Annotated in this window: 18 protein-coding genes and 1 tRNA gene; 13 read left to right on the top strand and 6 right to left on the bottom strand. The window is 53.3% G+C overall.

Annotated features, from left to right (window positions below; all coding sequences use genetic code 11):
• Window positions 1-218: 218 nt before the first annotated feature.
• The 4 genes from NFR87_RS04345 to NFR87_RS04330 all read left to right on the top strand — a co-directional run bounded on the left by NFR87_RS04345 (window position 219) and on the right by NFR87_RS04330 (window position 4,899).
• Window positions 219-2,339 carry a DUF262 domain-containing protein gene (locus NFR87_RS04345; protein WP_251446913.1) on the top strand — a complete coding sequence of 707 codons (2,121 nt, stop codon included), beginning with the start codon at window positions 219-221 and terminating at the stop codon, window positions 2,337-2,339.
• A 17-nt stretch (window positions 2,340-2,356) separates the two neighbouring features.
• Window positions 2,357-3,379, top strand: coding sequence for a macro domain-containing protein (locus NFR87_RS04340; RefSeq protein WP_251446910.1), 1,023 nt, complete (start codon window positions 2,357-2,359; stop codon window positions 3,377-3,379).
• An 81-nt stretch (window positions 3,380-3,460) separates the two neighbouring features.
• The gene (locus NFR87_RS04335; protein WP_251446907.1) at window positions 3,461-4,114 is read left to right on the top strand and encodes a vWA domain-containing protein; all 654 of its coding nucleotides are present in this window, start codon (window positions 3,461-3,463) and stop codon (window positions 4,112-4,114) included.
• Window positions 4,111-4,899: an ADP-ribosylglycohydrolase family protein gene (locus NFR87_RS04330; RefSeq protein ID WP_251446904.1), complete on the top strand. Its 789-nt coding sequence runs from the start codon at window positions 4,111-4,113 to the stop codon at window positions 4,897-4,899. Before NFR87_RS04335 ends, NFR87_RS04330 begins: the two co-directional genes overlap by 4 nt.
• 70 nt (window positions 4,900-4,969) lie before the next feature.
• Here the strand turns inward: NFR87_RS04330 and NFR87_RS04325 are convergent, their stop codons facing one another.
• Complete coding sequence (locus NFR87_RS04325; RefSeq protein ID WP_251446901.1) at window positions 4,970-6,202, bottom strand: DUF6076 domain-containing protein; 1,233 nt, start codon at window positions 6,200-6,202, stop codon at window positions 4,970-4,972.
• 284 nt (window positions 6,203-6,486) lie between these two features.
• Between NFR87_RS04325 and NFR87_RS04320 the strand changes: the two genes are divergently transcribed.
• The 7 genes from NFR87_RS04320 (at window position 6,487) to NFR87_RS04290 (ending at window position 12,667) form a co-directional block, all read left to right on the top strand.
• The gene (locus NFR87_RS04320; RefSeq protein WP_251446897.1) at window positions 6,487-6,699 is read left to right on the top strand and encodes a helix-turn-helix transcriptional regulator; all 213 of its coding nucleotides are present in this window, start codon (window positions 6,487-6,489) and stop codon (window positions 6,697-6,699) included.
• Window positions 6,696-7,115: a helix-turn-helix domain-containing protein gene (locus tag NFR87_RS04315; protein WP_251446893.1), complete on the top strand. Its 420-nt coding sequence runs from the start codon at window positions 6,696-6,698 to the stop codon at window positions 7,113-7,115. The genes NFR87_RS04320 and NFR87_RS04315 overlap by 4 nt, the downstream gene beginning before the upstream one ends.
• A gap of 178 nt (window positions 7,116-7,293) precedes the next feature.
• Window positions 7,294-7,725: a hypothetical protein gene (locus NFR87_RS04310; protein ID WP_251446890.1), complete on the top strand. Its 432-nt coding sequence runs from the start codon at window positions 7,294-7,296 to the stop codon at window positions 7,723-7,725.
• A complete protein-coding gene (gene mobP3 / locus NFR87_RS04305; protein ID WP_251446887.1) occupies window positions 7,713-9,473 on the top strand; it encodes a MobP3 family relaxase in 1,761 nt (586 codons plus the stop codon). Before NFR87_RS04310 ends, mobP3 begins: the two co-directional genes overlap by 13 nt.
• Window positions 9,474-9,619: 146 nt before the next feature.
• Window positions 9,620-9,916 (top strand): hypothetical protein, encoded by a 297-nt coding sequence (locus NFR87_RS04300; protein ID WP_251446884.1) that lies wholly within the window; start codon window positions 9,620-9,622, stop codon window positions 9,914-9,916.
• A 4-nt stretch (window positions 9,917-9,920) separates the two neighbouring features.
• Window positions 9,921-11,129, top strand: coding sequence for a tyrosine-type recombinase/integrase (locus NFR87_RS04295; RefSeq protein ID WP_251446881.1), 1,209 nt, complete (start codon window positions 9,921-9,923; stop codon window positions 11,127-11,129).
• On the top strand, window positions 11,087-12,667 hold the full coding sequence (locus tag NFR87_RS04290; RefSeq protein ID WP_251446878.1) for a tyrosine-type recombinase/integrase: 1,581 nt from the start codon (window positions 11,087-11,089) through the stop codon (window positions 12,665-12,667). Before NFR87_RS04295 ends, NFR87_RS04290 begins: the two co-directional genes overlap by 43 nt.
• A gap of 99 nt (window positions 12,668-12,766) precedes the next feature.
• Here NFR87_RS04290 and NFR87_RS04285 read toward each other — a convergent pair whose 3' ends face one another.
• The 3 genes from NFR87_RS04285 to NFR87_RS04275 form a co-directional block, all read right to left on the bottom strand.
• The gene (locus NFR87_RS04285) at window positions 12,767-13,801 is read right to left on the bottom strand and encodes a DUF262 domain-containing protein (RefSeq protein ID WP_251446875.1); all 1,035 of its coding nucleotides are present in this window, start codon (window positions 13,799-13,801) and stop codon (window positions 12,767-12,769) included.
• Between the two features lie 5 nt (window positions 13,802-13,806).
• The gene (locus tag NFR87_RS04280) at window positions 13,807-14,556 is read right to left on the bottom strand and encodes an FRG domain-containing protein (protein ID WP_251446872.1); all 750 of its coding nucleotides are present in this window, start codon (window positions 14,554-14,556) and stop codon (window positions 13,807-13,809) included.
• A 164-nt stretch (window positions 14,557-14,720) separates the two neighbouring features.
• A tRNA-Pro gene (locus NFR87_RS04275) sits at window positions 14,721-14,795 on the bottom strand.
• Window positions 14,796-15,117: 322 nt separating this feature from the next.
• On the opposite strand from NFR87_RS04275, the gene trmB reads away from it, so the two are divergent.
• Both trmB and NFR87_RS04265 read left to right on the top strand, forming a co-directional pair.
• Entirely contained in the window at window positions 15,118-15,792 is a 675-nt protein-coding gene (gene trmB, locus NFR87_RS04270; RefSeq protein WP_251446869.1) for a tRNA (guanosine(46)-N7)-methyltransferase TrmB, read from the top strand.
• Between the two features lie 92 nt (window positions 15,793-15,884).
• Window positions 15,885-16,037: a hypothetical protein gene (locus NFR87_RS04265; RefSeq protein ID WP_251446866.1), complete on the top strand. Its 153-nt coding sequence runs from the start codon at window positions 15,885-15,887 to the stop codon at window positions 16,035-16,037.
• A 67-nt stretch (window positions 16,038-16,104) separates the two neighbouring features.
• Here NFR87_RS04265 and NFR87_RS04260 read toward each other — a convergent pair whose 3' ends face one another.
• Together NFR87_RS04260 and NFR87_RS04255 are read right to left on the bottom strand one after the other, a co-directional pair.
• On the bottom strand, window positions 16,105-17,790 hold the full coding sequence (locus NFR87_RS04260) for a CvpA family protein (RefSeq protein WP_251446863.1): 1,686 nt from the start codon (window positions 17,788-17,790) through the stop codon (window positions 16,105-16,107).
• Window positions 17,791-17,944: 154 nt separating this feature from the next.
• A complete protein-coding gene (locus NFR87_RS04255) occupies window positions 17,945-19,231 on the bottom strand; it encodes an Ig-like domain-containing protein (RefSeq protein ID WP_251446859.1) in 1,287 nt (428 codons plus the stop codon).
• Window positions 19,232-19,258: the final 27 nt, after the last annotated feature.

The raw sequence follows: 19,258 nt of genomic DNA, 5'->3' as shown, positions 1-19,258 counted from the left end.
CCCTCCGGCAGGTCAAATGGGATCTCATCCTCAATACATTTTACCGCTCCATCGGCGAACTTCTCATAATGTAAATTATAAAGATATACTAATTCTATGTCGAAGAAAGATAAAGACGGTTGAGAACTCACTGATGGCGTGGTAAAATATATTTAACAGTGTATTTGTGCCAATTAGATATTGACATCTTTGTATTATCTACACATGAGGTGATTACAATGAAAATAGACAAAGGCAGCTTCATAAACGATTTCATTAATAAGAATTTGAGGCAGTACTCTATTCCGGTCTACCAGAGAAATTATGAATGGTCGGCAGAGCAATGTGAAAAGCTCTTCGAGGATATCATTCAGGCCCACGAGCAAGATCGCTACCATTTTACAGGTTCCGTTGTCTATGAGCTATTGAAAACAGAAAATAAGATTGACTACTATGTTGTGATCGATGGCCAGCAGCGCCTGACCACAATTTATATCTTGCTGAAGGCGCTTATTGATGTAGCCAATAGCGATAGCGAAAAAGCAGAACTCCGCTCGTTAATGTTCAATGAAGACAAGTTTAAGAAGTATAATATTGATGACTCGAGCAAGCTGAAATTGAAGCCAATTAAGAGTGATAATCAGCAACTTATGCTTCTTATGGAAGACCATCCTGAAAAGATGGATAAGTCCAGCGGTATTTATCAAAATTACGAACTCTTCTGCAGCTTGGCGAGAAAAGCACTTGAAGGTGATGATGGTCTTACCATTGAGAAAATTTATGATGGGATAGAGCATCTTACCTGTGCAATGATTAAGCTTGAAGATGAGGAGAGGGGAAAAGAACAAGAAATATTTGAGCGCATCAATTCTACTGGAGTACCACTTAGTCTGGCGGACAAAATTCGAAATTTTGTCTTGATGACGGAGATGGATCAGGAGCGGTTATACGAAGATTATTGGTTGAAAATTGAACAGATACTTAGCAAAGATGAGATGGTAGCTTTTTTCCTTGATTATCTCAATTTGAAACTTGACGGATTTACAAGGGAAAAAGAAGCGTATGATAATTTCAAATTGCTCTTTAGAAACGGTAAATATAGCAACGAGTCTATGCTCTCTGAACTGTTGCATTATGCTGAACAGTATCGCATCTTTTTGGCGGGAACAGATGAACTCGGTGCGGATGTGAATAAAGCGTTGACTGGGTTGCGCCAACTAAAGCAAACCACCGTCTATCTTTTCTTGTTTAAGGTCTTCGATGATTTTGAAAAGAGGATCATCACAGAAAAAACACTTTCAAAAGTGTTGAATCTTTTGCTGAATTATAGTATCAGGCGTTTGATTTGTGAAGTGGGTTCAAATTCTTTGCGAGGTCTCTACAAAACTTTATATTCGCGTGTATTTAATCGTGAGGAAAATAGGAACTACTATTATGATGCTATTGTGTCATTCCTAACGCAGATGAGCTCGAAGGATGCCATTCCGAGTGATGAGGAATTTATACTTGCATTGAAGGAGAAAAATCTATATCGCAAGAATGCTCTGTGCAAGTTCCTTTTGGTAGCCGTTGAAAACCAAAGTAAAGAGAAGGTGCAAACAGCGGATTTGAGCATTGAACACATTATGCCTCAAAATAAAAACTTGTCAAAAAGCTGGCAGAACATGCTGGGAGATGACTGGGAGCGTGTTCATGAGCGGTATCTGCATACTCTTGGCAATTTGACTTTGACCGGATATAATAGCGAGCTTGGTGATAAGTCCTTTGAGGAAAAGAAGCAAATGCTTGAAAACCCGGAAACGCCGACACATATTACGGTTCTTTATGGCAATGTATTGGGACGGACTATTTGGGATGAAAAAGCCATTCGGGAGAGGGCGGCTCACCTTTCGGAGTTGATTCTAAAACTGTTCCCCATTGATAAGGCAGAAGAAAAGATTGACTTCAGCGATCCGAGATATCAGGAATATAGAGTCACAGATTCGAGGACGGCTACATTTAAGCAAGTGAACTATTATGAGCTTCTTGGCGAAAGAGTAAATGTTGAAAGCTTTGCGGCGATGGTCCGCTCGGTGGCTGTTAAGCTATACGATATGGATAGCACGGTAATTGAATGTATGGCAAGAGGAAATGAGGCTCTTCCGGGATGGCAAAACCCGGTATTCTCGTATGATCAAGGAGCATTGAAGGGCGGCGTGGAATTCAAAAAAGGAACAGGTATCTATATCAGCACCGGATATTCGGCCTACGATTGTATTTCATTTATCCGAGGGCTTTTGAAAAAGCATGATCTGAATATCGATGAAGATTTTGTGTACAGTGCTCGCTCAACAAAAGGTGAAAGTGACGATACACCCTAAGACAGTGAGGTGATTCCGTGCCCCTTACCATCGTCCGTCAGGACATCACAAAAATGAATGTGGATGCCATCGTCAACGCCGCCAACACCGACCTGCAAATGGGCGGTGGGGTTTGCGGTGCCATTTTTCGGGCGGCGGGGGAGCGGGAGCTTCAGGCGGCCTGCGATGCGGTGGCTTCCATCAAGACAGGAGAAGCGGCGATTACGCCCGGCTTCGCACTGCCGGCGAAGTATATCATCCACGCCGCCGGGCCAGTTTACAATGTATGGCACAAAAAGTGGTGCCGGGAGCTGCTCCGCAGCGCATACATAAACTCCCTGAAGCTGGCGGCGGAGAACGGCTGCGAGAGTATCGCCTTTCCGCTCATCTCCAGCGGGATTTATGGCTACCCCAAGGACGAGGCCTTGGAGGTGGCCCGGTCGGCCATTGAGGAGTACCTGCTGGATCACGATATGGAGGCCTACCTGGCGGTTTTTGACAAGTCCTCCTTCCGGATCAGCCAGGCCCTGCTGGGGGATGTGGAGAGCTACATCGACCAGCACTATGTGGACACCCACCGGGTCACCCGGCGGCAGCTTCTGGATGTGGAGGAGGACGCCCACCGGCAGGCGGCAAGGCCCGACCTGAGTATCCAGGCGCCAGCGATGGCGGCCCCCATGGCCATGCCCGCTCAGGGACTGGACGACCTGATGGAAAACCTGGACGAGCCTTTCTCCGATACCCTTCTGAAGCTCATTGACAAAAAGGGCAAGACCGATGTGGAGGTCTACAAGCGGGCAAACATGGACCGCAAGCTCTTTTCCAAGATCCGTAGCGTGAAGGGTTATACCCCCAAGAAGCCCACCATTCTGGCGCTGGCCATCGCTCTGGAGCTGACCCTCCCGGAAACCGACGACTTGCTGGAGCGGGCGGGTTACGCTCTGTCCCATGCCAGCAAGTTCGATGTGATCGTGGAGTACTTCATTGTAAATAGGAAGTACGACATTTTTGAAATCAACGAGGTGCTGTTCACATACGACCAGCCGTTGCTGGGCGCATAACAATTTGTCGCTTCCCAAGCGACCCGATGACCTCCTGTGTGGGCTAAAATGAAGCCATCAACACACAGGAGGTCATTCCCTATGAAAAAGAACGCAACGGAACTGGTATTCATCCTGGACAAGAGCGGCTCCATGGCGGGGCTGGAGAGCGACACCATCGGCGGGTTTAACTCCATGCTCCGGAAGCAGAAAGCACTGGAGGGGGAGTGCCGGATCACCACGGTGCTCTTCGACAACCGCTATGAAATCCTCCACGACCGCATCGATATCCGGGCGGTGAGCCCCATGACAGGGAAGGAATATCAGGTGGGCGGCTCCACGGCTCTGCTGGACGCCATCGGGCGAACCATCCACAAGTTGGTGAGCGTCCAGCGGAACACGGCGGAGGAATACCGGGCGGAGAAGGTGATGTTTGTCATCATTACCGATGGGGCGGAGAACGCCAGCCGGGAGTATTCCGTCCAGAAGATCCGGGCCATGATCGAGCACGAGAAGGAGAACTACGGCTGGGAGTTCCTGTTCCTGGGGGCGAATATGGATGCTGTGGAGACGGCGGGGCAGTTCGGGATCGCCCGGGACCGGGCGGTGGACTATGTGCCGGACAGCGTCGGGACCGAGCTGAACTTCCAAGCTATGTCCGAGACCGTGGCATGCTTCCGGGCTACCGGCGCCGTTCCCGCTGCGCCCATGGAGGCCATCCGCAAAGACATGAAGAAAAGGGGTTGGCGGAAATGATCGGTGCCATCGTTGGGGATATCGTGGGTTCGGTCTACGAGTTTAACAACATTAAAACCAAGGATTTTCTGCTCTTTCAGGACAAGTGCTTTTTCACCGACGATACGGTGATGACTCTTGCTGTGGCCGAGGCGCTGATGAAGGTTGGGGAGAAGGACGCTTTCATCGACGCCATGAAAAAGTACGGCCAGATGTATCCCGATGCCGGCTACGGCGGCCGGTTCGGAGCATGGCTCTTTTCTGACAGCCGGGAGCCCTACCATTCCTGGGGCAACGGCTCCGCCATGCGGACGGCGGCGGTGGGCTGGTGGTTTGACACCATGGAAGAGACCCGGCACATGGCTGCGCTGGCAGCCGGTGTGACCCATGACCACCCAGAGGGCATCAAGGGGGCCGAGAGTACGGCAGCTGCCATTTTCCTGGCCCGGACCGGCCACAGCAAGGCAGAGATCAAGGCCTATGTGGAGCGGGAGTTCGGCTACGACCTGAGCCAGACCTTGGACGAGATCCGGCCCGGCTACTGGTTCAATGAGAGCTGCCAGGACACAGTGCCCCAGGCCATCATCGCTTTTCTGGAGAGCAAGGATTTTGAGGATGCCATCCGCAACGCCATCTCCCTGGGGGGCGACAGCGACACCTTGGCCGCCATCACGGGCAGCATTGCGGAGGCGGCCTACGGAGTGCCCTGGTGGATCCAAGACAAGGTGTGGGAGATTCTGGACGAGCCCCTGCGGAATGTGCTGCGGAAATGGCAGGAGGAACTTTCCCGGCGGAGTGGGGTTTGAAAGGGAAGCAGTTACCTCGCAGTAAGCAAATGAATAAGCCGAGGCAAATTGCCTCGGCTTATTTTCATAGTCAGTCTTTCCGATATTTCTCCCGAAGGCTTTGGTGTCCCTCCTGAACTTGACGGAGAAGCTCATCCCTGGTAAGGATCTCCCACTCACCCTTCTTTCCGGAAGTTGTATCCAGAACCATGATCGATTCCGGATAGAAAGACTCCCGGTCAAATGCCCAACTGCTTGCTACCTGTTTCTGCCAAGCAGTGGCCTCCGTTTTTAGCTCTGCCTTGCCTGCTTCGTAGTTTTCCAACTCGTGTGTGGTGTCGATTTTTTGCAGAAACGCCTCGGCGGTGAGGTCACCCTGGAGATATGCCATCCGAGCCAGCCGGGCGTTTTCGCTCCATGCGTCATAATCATCATAGTCCATGGGGATGAGTCGGTCTCTTTCGGAGGGAGCAGCATCCTGCCAGCGAACCAAACGGGAATACATTCGATCCCGCAGCTTTTTGCAGATCAGCAAAGCCTCATCCTTCTCAGTGGCTTCCAGACGGGCAAGGTTTGCGCCCCGCTGCTTGCAGCTCTGCCCATCGGTCACTCGGTCACAATACCGGGTGACTTTTTTTGTTTTCGGGATAAAGTAACGCCAACAGTAGTCGCACCGGGCAATACGCTGCTTGTCCTGCTGGAAGTAAAGAGCCAACTCCAGAAGGTAAAGGCCAAAGAGATTATGAGCTGAAAAGACACGTCGGCCCTCTGGCATATGATCCAACAATGCGGGATCGCAGAGTTGGGCTACATCGGGATAGGTCTGCTTCAGTTTCTCAAACCGCTCCTGCTGGCTGGAGCGCTCCATGCCGTCAAAGGCCGCCTCCAGGACGTTCCGAAGATAGGTCTGCACACGAAACGGCTCCCGAAGGACCCGGAGGATCTGATGTCCGGCCTTCAGTAAGAAAGAGGCGGAGCCATCATCCTTCATCTGCAAACTCCGATGGAGAAGCTCGCCCAGCAGGAAGAAGCTCACGGGGTCTCTCTCTTGAAGCATGGAAGGGAGGAGAAGCGCCTCGGCAACAAAATCCTCCAAGTCAGCAACAGGGATGTCCAGCCGCTCCTCGAACAGAGGATGTTCGTCCCACAGTCGCTGGACTTCACGACGGTAATCTGTGTAGTCGATCTCTGAAGCGGCAATCAGGAGTTCGGCGGGTGTGGCGGCAGGCAGACGCTCCTCAATTCCGATTTCGTGGTGGAGGACAACGGAGAAAAGTCCGTTGTCCGTCTCGGCCAGAAATAGCTGAGCGACATCAAACGCCATATGTGACACTCCCTTCGTAAAGATCACTTCCTGATGTAAGATCCCGTAAAAGTATTTTATCATAAAAACACCGACGGCGGTAGAGCCAAATCAAAATGCCCCGTGGATCGGATAAGTGAACCTTGAAAACCGAATACCCACCATCGGAGAGGATACTCCCAGGGAGAAGTACGCCAAGACCTTCGAGAGAGGAAAGCGTGTCAACGGGGGAAGACGTTGCGGTGAGAGTCCGGAACAGGAAGCGGTACGGTGTGTGGCCCAACAAAAAGGAAAGAAGGGATCCAATGAAGAGATCTGAATTCAAAAGCTATGACGAGTTACCGCTGTTCCTGAACGCAGAACTGGTGGCGCAGGTGCTGGGCATCGCACCGTCCAGTAGCTATGAGCTGATGCACGAGCCGGAGTTTCCGACGCTCCGCATCGGTAACCGGATGGTGGTACCCAAGGAGAAGTTCATCGCCTGGGTGACGGAGCACTCGAAAGGCGGTGAGGCATGATGAATGGATGGCAGAAGCAGGATCTGCTCAAGCGACGGTTCACATTACCCAACGAGCTTTTTTCTCTGAAGCTGAACTCGGCGGAGATATCGATCTACACCTACCTGCTCTACATCGAGAATCGCAAGACCCATCAGTGCTGGCCGTCCTACAAGACTATTGGGAAAGCGGTAGATCTCTCGCCCAAAACGGTGAAGAAGTATGTGGCGGAGCTGGTGGACAAGGGCCTCATCAGTACGGAGAACACGACCGTCATCACCAAGAAGGGGATCAAGCGAAACGGAAGTCTGCGGTACACCATCCGCCCTATCAAAGAAGCGGTGGAACTGTATCATCAGCGGCAACTCCGACAGGTAGAGCTGGACACTGCAAGATGGAACGCACAGAAAACCACCACTGAAAAGAAAGCAGGATAAAGGAGTGCCGCCGCAAGCGGTGACCCTCCGGCCATAACTGCCCGCAGTGCGGGCAGTTTACGGGGGTCAAAAGTGACCTCATTCCAGAAGGGAACAGGAGCCGTTGACCTCACGCCAAGGCTCCACCTTAGAGTGGTCAACGGTTCCCCGGCACCAAACGCACAATATGGAGGCTATTATGAGCAAATCAGAAAATACACACAAAATGACCATTCGGCTATCGCCGCTGGCAAAGTACCGACTGGAGGTGGGCTACCAGCAGGACGGCAGCAGAAGCAAGAACGACTTTATTGAAAGGGCTGTCCTCTTCTACCTGGACCATCTGGAAGCTGAACACAATGGAATGCTCCCAGTGGCCATCCAGTCTGCTATCGATGGACGGCTGGGAATGTTCGAGGACAGGCTGGCCAAGCTCCTGTTCAAACAGACGGTGGAAACAGATATGGGACTCAGTGTTCTACTGGAGCATCTGGGCATCGACCCGGATTATCTGAAGAAGCTCCGGGCGGAGAGCGTGAAGAATGTGAAGGCCACCAACGGACGGGTGACCTTTGAACAGAAGGCTCAGGAACAGTATGATGAAGGCGAGGATGACCTGTGGCAAGACTGATCGTCAAGAGTCCCTACATCAAAGGCGGCGGTAAGGGCGGCTATGCCAAGTACATCGCCACACGAGACGGCGTGGAGCTGCTGCCCTCGGGGTACATGGAGTACATGGCCCAACGGCCTCGGTCTCACGGTCTGTTCGGTGACCAAGACAATGTCGATCTGGACATTGCCATCCAGGAAGTCAACGAGTATCCCGGTAATATCTGGACCCACATCGTCTCCCTCAAGCGAGAGGATGCGGAAAGGCTGGGTTATGACCATGCACTTCAGTGGAGAAACCTCCTCCGAGCACACCGTAACGGCATCGCCGCCGCCATGCACATCTCGCCTCAGGACTTTCGCTGGTACGCCGCCTTCCACGATGAGGGGGACCATCCCCACGTCCACATGATGGCGTGGTCGGTAAAACCGGGGCAGGCGTATCTCTCCAGAGAGGGTATCCAGAAAATCAAGTCCGTCCTCACCAACGATATTTTTCAGCAGGAGATGCTACACACTTATGAGCAGAAGTCCAAGTCCAGAGATGAACTGGTACAGGAAAGCCGCCGAGCCATGCGTGAGTTGACCCGGCAGATGAAAGCGGGTGTCTGCAACGCCCCCGCCATTGAGCCGCTGATGCAGACGCTGGTGATACAGTTGGAAACGACGAAGGGCAAGAAAAAATATGGCTACCTCCCACCCGAGGTTAAGGAAACGGTCAGAAAAATCGTAGACCAGCTGGAGCAACTCCCAGTAGTGAACAGGTGCTACCAGACTTGGTGGGAACTCCAGCAGGAGATCGAGGACTACTATGCGGAGCGACAGAGGGAGCGCCCTCCTCTCTCTGAACAGAAGGAGTTTCACTCCATCCTGAACGCCGTCATCCAGGAGGCGGAGAATATCCGCCTGGGCGTGGTCACCTTCGAGGATGGGGGAATGGAGGATGAGCAAAAGGACGAGGCGGTTACGCAACGAGGCCTCTGGGAGCAAGTTATGGCCTATCAGGAAGCCAAGGCTGTCCTCTACGATGAGGACATAAGTTGGGCGGAGCAGGAGGAGGCTGTCCATACCTTGGAACAGCTCTGGGAGGGAAGGCTGACGGTGGCCGCTCACCAGTTGGGCAAGTGCTACCGGGACGGCCTGGGAGTGATCCCGGATGATGAACAAGCGGAACGCTGGTTTCACCTCTCCGCCCAAGCCGGGAATGACTATTCCCAATACGCCCTCGGCAAGTTTCTCCAGGAGCAGGGACGGATTAGGGAAGCTCTCAACTGGTATGAACAAGCCTCCACCCAGGGCAACCAGTACGCCCACTACCAGCTGGGAAAGCTCTATCTCACAGGCAAAGAAGTTCCCAAAGATGCAGAGAAGGCGGCCAGACATCTGACCGCCTCCGCCGAAGCTGGGAATCAATACGCCCAGTACACCCTGGGAAAGCTCTACCTCATGGGGAGGGATGTACCACAGGACAGAGAAGAAGCCCTCTACTGGCTTACCCAGGCCGCCGAACAAGGCAACGAGTATGCCCAATTCTTTCTGGATCGCTGGGACAGCATAGGACCGCCCTCTGTGATGCTGTCCGTCACCCGCCTCCTCCGCCGCATGGCCCAAACTTTCCGGGAAGCTCCGCTGCCTCGTGATGCAACCGCCATGCAGCCCCTCATAGACCGCAAACGGCTGGAGCAGCTCAGAGAAAAGAAGCTGGCTATGGGTCATAAGTTGGATGACCACGGAAGCCAGGATTTCACTATGGGCGGCATAAGTATGTGAGGCATCAAGATCTTTCTGGCAGGACATAGGAATAGCGATCTATGCAGCCGCCAGTTACTCCGCTATAAACAAGGAAAGCCCAAAAATTCAGTAGCTATTTGCGGTGAGGTGTGGTATTGTGTGTCATTGCAAAGGAGGCGCACACAATGTTGGATCACATGAAGGAACTGCAAAAGAAATTCATCCCCCTGCCCGGCCATACAGAGGAGCTGGCTAAGATCGAGCAGATATTCCATGAGCTAAAGCCTCAACTGGAGTGTAGCGGCGCCCGCCTTCGCTGCCTTCTGGATGCGGAGAAGAGGCTCCGGGAGGAAACGGCAGAGGAACACTTTGCCGCTGGGTTTGCACTGGGCTGGGAAATCAGAAAGGAATTACAAGATGCCGGGATCCTCTCTACACAAGATGGAGAGGATCCCGGCATCGTCATATCAGAAGGGAAGTGATGAAATGGCAAGACGCAGACCATCCGGTGACGGCATGGTACGCAAACGGCCCGATGGCCGCTGGGAGGGCCGTATCGTAGTGGGCCACAAGGAAAACGGTGACCTCATCTTCCACTACATTTACGCCCCTACACAGAAGGAATTGCTGGCAAAGCTCCACCAGAAGCTGGACGCCTACGAGGGCATCGAACTAACTGAGGACAGCCGCATGACCCTATCGGAATGGCTGGAGCGCTGGCTGGAGGAATACGCAGCACCCACCGTCCGACCCAGCACCTTGGACGGATACCGCAACTACATCCAACATTATATCAAGCCCTACCTGGGAGACAAGCAGGTAAGCCAGATCACCTCCATAGATGTGCAGAAGCTCTATACCAAGCTAAAGAAGGAAGGGCGGATTCATGAACACCCGGAGTTTGGACATCAGATCTCCGACGCCATGCTCAACCGCATCCATGCCATGTTCCACCGGGCCATGAAGATCGCGGAGCAGGAGCATCTGATCTCCAAGAATCCCACAGAGGGCGTTGCGGTACCCAAACCAAACTACCGCCCCAAGCAGATTCTCAACGATAAGCAGCTGGAGAAGTTTATGGAAGCTATCCAGAGGGACGAGGTCTGGCGAGACTTCTTCTACACGGAATTGACCATCGGCCTGCGCTGTGGGGAGCTCTGCGGGCTGAAATGGGAGGACTTCGATGAGGAAGCGGGAACGCTAAAGATCCAGCGCACCGTCCATGCTGGGAGAGAAGGTGTCCTGGACGTAGGAGAGCCCAAGACGGGGAAGGGGAACCGAAAGATCGTCCTGCCGGCGACAACAGCGGCGATACTCCGGGAGCGGAAGAAAACCGCCTTGACCGAGTGGACATTCCCTCAGCCGCTAAAGCCGGAGGAGCCTACCAATCCTCACTCAGCCTATTACCATATGAAGGCTATCTTGAAAAGGGAGGGGCTGCCCGGTATCCGCTTCCACGATCTGCGGCATACCTTTGCCACCCACGCTTTGACGAGCGGGGTGGACGCCAAGACCCTGTCCGGGATCTTGGGACATACCAACGCCTCCTTCACTCTGGACACCTACACCCATGTGACCGGGGATATGCAGAAGCAGGCGGCGGGCATCGTGGGCGACTTCATGACGGACATCTTAGGAGAGGAGTGGAAACCGTGGGAAGAAAGCGCAAGAATGGCGAAGGAACCGTCCGTCTGAGAGGGGATGGCCGCTGGGAGGGGCGGGTAGTCATCGGCTATGATGAAAAGAACCTCCCCAAGACGAAAAGTGTTTTCGGTAAGACTAAAGCCGAGTGCATGGACAAGCTGAAGAAGCTGAAGGAACAACTGGGGCCAGCCAAATCGGAGAAGATACACCCCGGTATGCCCTTCGGGGACTGGATGGACTTCTGGTATCAGAACTACTCCAAACCGAAGCTGCGGGCTACCACCCGAAGTGGCTATGAAGGACGAATCTACGGACACATCATCCCAGAGCTTGGTAAGATACCTCTGAATAAACTGACCCAGAACGACCTGCAGCAGTTCTATTCCAGACTGAAAAAGAGTGGGCGACTCATCCATGCCGATCACCATGGAGAGGGGTTGTCAGACCGCATGGTGCGCGCCTGCCACGCCAACTGCAGGACGGCGTTGGAGAGGGCCAAGAACGAGGGACTGATTAAAATCAATCCGGCCATTGGCTGCAAGCTGCCGCCCAAGAAGGCGAGGGAAATGCAGGTCCTGACCCGTGAGGAGATTCAGCGGTTCTTGATCCAAGCAAAGGCGGAGGGTTACTTTGAACTCTTCCTTCTGGAGCTGACCACCGGGCTGCGGCGAGGAGAACTGCTGGCCCTCCAATGGGAGGATCTGAACGAGACAACAGGGGAACTACATATCACAAAGCAGGTCTACCGCACCAAGGAGGACGGCCTCCTGATTTCTCAGCCCAAGACGAAATCCTCCATTCGCACCATTATCCTGCCGCCGCCCATGCTGGCGATCCTGCTGGAATACAAGAAAACTGTGGATTCCCGCTGGATGTTTCCCTCCCCGGTGAAGGAGGACAGCCCCATTGATCCGGGAGCCATCAGGCAGCGGCTCCACCTGATCCTGGAACACGCCCAGTGTAAGCAGGTGAGGTTCCATGATCTCCGCCACACCTTTGCCACCACTGCCCTGGGCAGCGGGATGGACGTCAAGACCCTCTCCGCCATGCTGGGCCACGTGTCGGCGGCCACTACCTTGGACATCTATACCCATGTCACCGACACCATGCAGGCGGAGGCAGCGGCAAAGATCGACCAGGGGATAGGAAAAGCAGCTCCGCAGGAACTACCCGCAGAGCCGCAATCGAAGCGGACTATGACTACCTTCCAGCCATACATCGGCAAGATGCGCAAGCCAGGTACCGGCTGTATCAGTCAGATCAGCGAACACCTCTGGGAAGGCCGCTATTCCCCCGTGTGGCCAGATGGAAAGAAGCACTCCCGGAATGTGTACGCCAAGTCAAAGGAGGAGTGCGAAGCCCTGTTGCCAGGGCTGATTGCGGAGATGAAAGCGGAGATCCAGGCAATCAAGCAGAGCGGCGACCTGGGTGCCATCCCGGACGGCATCAGCAAGAAGAAAAAGCTGATTGCTGCCTATATGCGTCAGCACCCGGAGGTCACAAATAAGAGCCTGATTGCAAGAGAGGTAGGAGTGGATAAAAACACGGTGAGGAGGTATTATGAGGAAATACGAAAGGAAATCAGCTGACAATCTCTAAACGACAAAAGCTCTCTGAAGCGAAATACGTCAGAGAGCTTTTTGTAATAGCGAACGAAATAATAGATGATATAATACACCCGCTAATATTCAATTATACTTTAAGAACTCTTGTATGTATTTTTTCATAATATTGCTTCGTTCTTGAATAGAACTCTTTTTGTCAGACCCTTGCTGTAACAAACGGGTGAATTCATTTAATAAAGCGTGTTCGTCATTCGTGTTATCTTCTGTCTGCACCGCTACACGGTAATTCTCAAAGTACTGCATAAAGAGACGTAGTTTTTCAATGGGGATGTCAGCTAAAACCGTATAAAGTGTTATTATAATATTTTTTTTGCTGAGAAGGTTGTCTCGATCTACAAAAACTTCTGCAATACTATTTACCTTGCGCCTAAGTTCTTCAAATGCTGTACTGCACGAACGAAAATCTCTATTGTCATTTAAAAAATTATCCACACTTTTTTTTGTGAGATCCCATTCACCTGATTCAAGCATTAACAGCTTCAGTGCCAAATCATTTTGTGCAAATCGGTGATTAGCAATTTTTATTTTTTTTGTAAAAAATAGCGATGTATCGCAAAGCTCTTGTATTTTATTTGATAGGATTCCGCCATTTGCGTTTCTTTTTTCTGATGTGCTGACAGGTACACCGCTATTAAGCCGTACAAAAAGTTCATTAATTATATCAGGAGTCGTCGTATCCATAAAAACAATATTTAACTCATATTGCCAAAACCGAGCAATAAGTGCGGGCACAATACTCTCCAGTTCTGAAAAATACTTTCCCGATATATCTCCAAATTGCTGCGTAAGGCTGTCATCCAAGAACGTGAACTCATTCGACAGAGGGAATTCATCATCAATAAATCCCAGGATAGTTTCTATGCGTTGCTTTCCGTCAATAATTGCATAGTTATAATGTAGATTTTCAACTGCTGGAGGCATAAATTGAAAATAGAATTTAGGAATATCAAGCCCATTTAGGATACTGTCAATAAGCAACTGTTTTTGCGCTTTCTTCCAAAGACTGCTGTGTCGCTGGTAGGCAGGCGAAAAATCAATGGTGCTTTTCTGATTGTGTATCCATTTTATGGGTTTTGTTTCTTGGAAAATCTTAAACATTCCGCTTACCTCCTCTCATAGTTTTTCCGCAGTTCTTTAGATATAGAGTCTAATTCTGGGAATAGTGTGCTTTCCGTCATTCCCATATAGTATAAATCATCGCTAATAGAGTTTATGCTGCTTTCTGGAATAATAATCTTGAATAGAAAATCTTCTGCATGTACTAAGGTCTCTAAACTAAAAGAGTCTTTGTTTGGAAACAGCGTAAACACTCCGCGCTGAGCAATGATTCTATCCGTATTCTGAGGCCCAATAATTGCAACAGGGTAGTCTTGCCGCGGGCTTTCAAACATCGTTTGTAGCTCTTTGTTGTCACAAATATTGGGAATAGGCTCATCATCGTACGCTGAAAATCTTACATTTGCATTAAGCTTTCGAGGGTTTAAGCACCAAACTATTGCATCTTTTCCAGAATGCTTACCAGAGCGGTACTGTGTCGCAAAGGCTAATGCAACAAGAGCATTTTCAGACCAGTCCAATAGACGAGTTGGCGTCGCATGATGCTGCATGATAAAAAGCCATTCGATGTCGGTATTAGGCGGACTATCAATAAAGCGTGCAGCCCGAGCTTTAAACTGATGCAATAAAGGCAGCTCATTTTTCCATGTGTATGGTGTCCGATATACCGTGGGTTGAAGGGCGTAATCAATAACAGAGTGTCCCCTAAACCACAGTTTATCGTGTGTCGCTCTCAAATCTGTAATTGATGATATATATTCAGAGATATTATGAATCGTTTTTTCAGAAATAGGCATTATAAATCCTCCCATCACCAAGAATGGATATGTCAAGTTGATTATAACATAATTCGACTAATAAACCAATACTATAACCTGATTCCCATAACTTTTTCAAATCCTGCGTTGTATGAAACAAAGAATAAACAAAGCCCCCTTGAATCGTTGATTTCAGGGGGCTTTGGTCCGAGTGACTGGAGTCGAACCAGCCTGGGCTTGGTCCCAAACCAAGTGCCTAACCGATAGGCTACACCCGGGTATTTAGTTTATATCATGATTTACGAGAAAAAGCAAGGTTGCTCTGACTGTGGGCAAGCATGTGGTCAAAGGGGAATTTTCTGCGAAAATCTGCACCGGGGGATTTTGAAACAAATTACTGCCCCAGCCGCTTCCGGGCTTGCGGTTCAAACCACTCGAACCTTCCATTCACGCTCCCAAACCACCCGTGCTACCAGCTGCACCACACCCGGATATTCAGAAAGATGAAGTTATTATAAGATAAAATCCCGGCTATTGCAAGATTTTCTTGCCTGTGGTATGCTTAAAACCAAATCACATCACAAAAGCGAGGAAATCACTATGCGGATGCGGAAAAAGCCCAACCTGATCCCACGGCTGGAGGCCTGCGGCCCGCTGGTCATCACCGATCCCAAGGAACACCGGGGCCACTGGCGTATGCTGCTGCCCGGCTGCCGGGAGGTGCGCGTGGAGTTGGGCTGCGGCAAGGGCCGCTTTACAGTGGGAACTGCCCAGGCCGAACCAGATGTGCTCCTGGTGGCTATCGAACGGGTACCCGATGCCATGGTCATCGCCGCCGAGCGGGCCAGAGAGATGGAACTCCACAATGTCTTCTTTATTGACGCCGACGCCGCCGATCTGGAGGCCTATTTTGCCCCCGGCGAGGTGGGGCGGGTGTACATCAACTTCTGCGATCCCTGGCCCGGAGCCCGGTACGCAAAGCGGCGGCTGACCCACCCAGGCTTCCTGCTCAAAGACCGCAGGGTGCTCGCCCCCGGCGGGGAGATCCACTTCAAGACCGACAATCACGACCTGTTCGAGTGGTCACTGTTCCAGTTCCCCAAGGCGGGCTTTGTTCTGTCCGAGGTGACCCGTGACCTTCACGGCCAGGGGCCTACGGGCGTGATGACCGATTACGAGGAGAAGTTCTATCAGCTGGGCACTCCCATCAACCGCTGTGTGGGGACGATGAGGGAGCTGCCGGAACAAAAAGAGGAACCCAAAGAAGAGGAATGACGCACCAACCGCGCCCCACCGCATAAGATGTATCAGAGCCGGGCAGGGAAGACCCGCCGGTCTCAAATTCTCTTTATGGGAGGTACTTCTATATGGGGTGCTGCAATAATGGTTGGGGCGGCGGTGGCTGCCTGTGGATCATCCTGATCCTCATCATCATTTGCTGCTGCTGCGGCGGTGGCAACAGCTGCGGCTGCGGCTGTGGCTGCAATAACGGCTGTGGCTGCAATAACGGCTGCTGCTGAGAAACCAGCGTAAATAAGAAGCCGGGCGGAACCGTGTTTGGTTCCGCCCGGCGCTTTTTTTGACTTTTCAGCCCTTTTTATTCCGGCTCACCGAATATCCGTTGAGGATCTGGGAGGGATGCTCCTCGTCCGCCTGGGCGTGCTCAATGGTCACGCTGTCGCCCACGTTCAGGATCACCGCGATATTGCTGTCGGCGGCAGAAACGGAGTAAAAGATCTCTTCCCCCGCAAGGCGGATGAAGTAATAGGTGTTGCCGTCCAGCACCGCCGAGCGCAGCTCCTCAATAACGCCGGAGGCAGAGGTCTGGGGAAGGGCGTCAGGTACCACTACGCCCCGGTCGCTGAGCAGACGGACATACTCGGTCTCGGCGGCGGTGACGGTGGCGCCGGTGGCTACAATGTCATACCGGGCCACGTTGACCATGGCATAGGTCTTGACCAGATTGGCCGCATCCTTCAGGGGAATAAAATAGGTGGGTTCCCCGGAGATGTTGAGCAGGATGGGGAAGGTGGAGCGATAGCCCAGATCCTGTACCACGCCCTCAGCGGAGGCCCGGGCGGCCTCCTCAGTGGCGCCGGGGGCGGTGTAGAACTTGGTGTCCTTGGTGCGCAGGTTGCACAGCAGGAAGCCCAGGTTGGACTGGTCGGCAGTGGCAGAGGTGACGCCGGTGTACATATACACATCGTCGTTCATGGCGATATAGTTGTAGCCCGAGGTGGTCTGAGTCACGTCCCGCTGGCCGAAGATGGAGTTGATGAAGCCGTGAACCAGGGTGCCGTGGTAGTCATACTGCTGCATCACCAGGGTGGGGGCATAGAGGTTGTCCACCCAGGTGGGTACGTCGGCGCTGTCATAGTAGGTGCACTCGCCGGTGATGGCGTTCATCAGCACAGCCCCCTGGATATCGGTGCCGCCAAACAGGCCGATGGTCTTTACCAGCCGGGGGGCGATCCACCAGGGATCGCCGTTCTCGTCGATCTCAAATTCCGGCTGGGCGAACATCATGGTGGGGAAATTGAAGCGCAGGTGGCGCATCACATTGCGGTTGAGCGGCTCGGAGAAGGAATACTTCATCCCCTCGCTGAGCCGTTTGACGGTGGCCTCCTGGGTGACCATATCCACCACCACATAGGCGGGCAGACCCTGGGTGCGGTTGGTAAACCACTTGATGATGTCGGCGTAACCGATGGGGGCCACCCGGACGGGCCGGCCCTGGTAGTTGATCTGGGTGGAGTCGTTGGAATACTCAAATTGGCTGACCATGTCAGAGAGCGTACCCATCTGCCGATCCCCCAGATATTGAGCGGAGTCCCGATCCAAGGTGGGGATCTCGCCAAAGGAGATCTGGGACACATCGGAGACGAAGTCGCCGGAGGGGGCGTCCAGCAGATCCCGATAGGCGCTGGCCCTGAAAATGGGCTGGGAGATGAGCTGCCCCACCAGGAATACCACTACCAGCACGAGAAGCAGGACGCCAATGGGCAGGCATTGGGACTTGATGAAGTGCACATACGCCCTAAAACCCCCGTTCCCCTTGGCCTGGAAGCCGGAGGTGACCAGAGCGCAGAGGATATACACCACGCACAGCAGAAAAATAAAGGAGAAAAACTCCGGGTTTTGGAGATTGACAGCGGGCAGAGTCAGGTAGAAATAGATCCCGCCCAGCACCAGGGTCACCAACAGATTGGTGAGGATGCGGCCCGGCTTGCTCTTGGGGCCCCGGCCCTTTTTGGCAGTGACTTCGTTTTCCATAACGATCACGCTCCTTTTGAGGTATCATAGCACAAACGGTAAATTTTAGCAATGGACAAGACTCTTGAAGGGATGAACAGTTTGTAAATTGTGGGCTCCATTGTATGGAAAAGAGGCCCCGCCGTTGGGGCGGGGCCTCCTGAAAAAGAACGGCTTACCAGAGGAACCAGCCGCCAGAGTCTCTGGCTTCCATCACATCCAGGGCGCCGGAGAGCATGACGGCGGCCTGGGAACGGGTGAGGGGCTCAGAGAGGGTGGCGGAGGCGGGGAGCATCCCGCAGCTGTTCAGGTTAGATACAGCCTGGGCACACCAGGCGGGGGCATCTGCCATGGTGCTGCTCACGTCAGTGACGTTGAGCGCCCGATCCAGCACCACCGCGGCCTCGGCGGCGGTGATGGGCTCCCCGGCCTGGAAGATCACCCGGCCCTGCTCGTCAAAGGAGCCCCGCACCACGCCGGAGCGGAGGGCGGAGGAGACATAGGGCTTGCACCATACCGCCATGGCCTCATCGTCGGCAAAGCCGGTGAGGGTCACATCCTTCAGCGCCTCCATACCGGATACGGAGAGCGCCAGGGCGGTGAACTGGGCCCGGGACATGGTCTGCTCCGGATGGAAGAAATACTGTCCGTCCATAGCTTCGCCGACCAGCAGCCCGGCCTCGGCCAGGCGCACGGCCTCCCGGTGGCCCTCCACCCCGGTCATGTCGGAGTAAGTGACCTTGCTCTTCTGCTTTTCGATCTTGATGGAGACGGTGGCGGGCTGGGAGGTATTGCCCAGGGCATCTACCGCCACATAGGTGAAGGCGTCCTTACCGGTCTTGTTTTCATAGGGGGTGTAGGTGAACTGGGTGGAGCCGTCCTCAGCCTGGGTCACGGCCCCTCGGGCGGGCTTGCTGACCAGCTGGAAGGTGAGCAGATCCCCCTCCGGGTCAACGCCGGCGAAGGTGCCCTGAACCTCTACGTTCTTGTAGGTGCAGAGACTCAGCTCCTCAGCTACCGGGGGCTCGTTGGGGGCGGAGAGGAGATAGAGCCCCACCGTCACGTCCTCGCCGGCGCTGCCGTCAGTGAAGACGGGGGCAAAGGTGAAGCTGGTGGCGGAGAGCATGGGGGTGGACAGAGGGCTGAACTGGAGCCCGGCCATGGCACTCATGGCCACCTCACTGCCCTCGGGGACGACCTGGCCGCCAATGGTGAGGATACCGGCGGCGGGATCGGGCAGGGAGGTGAGGACGATGGAGCGCAGCTCTCCGTCTCCGGTGACCCGGAAGTCCTCAGGCGAGAAGGTGATGGGCTCTGCCGCGGGGCCGTTTTTGGAGAAGGTGGCCACGGCGGCGGGCTCGCTGTCTCCGCCGAAAAGGGCAGAGGCGGCGGGCAGAGCGAAGGACATGGCTCCGGCACAGACAAGGGCCAGAAGACGACGGGCGAGACGATGCTTATACATGAAAAAACCTCCTTGTATCGGTCTGAC

The organism is Vermiculatibacterium agrestimuris (genome assembly GCF_943193085.1).
GTDB lineage: Bacteria > Bacillota > Clostridia > Oscillospirales > Oscillospiraceae > Vermiculatibacterium > Vermiculatibacterium agrestimuris.
This window is presented reverse-complemented; position numbering and strand designations above follow the sequence as displayed.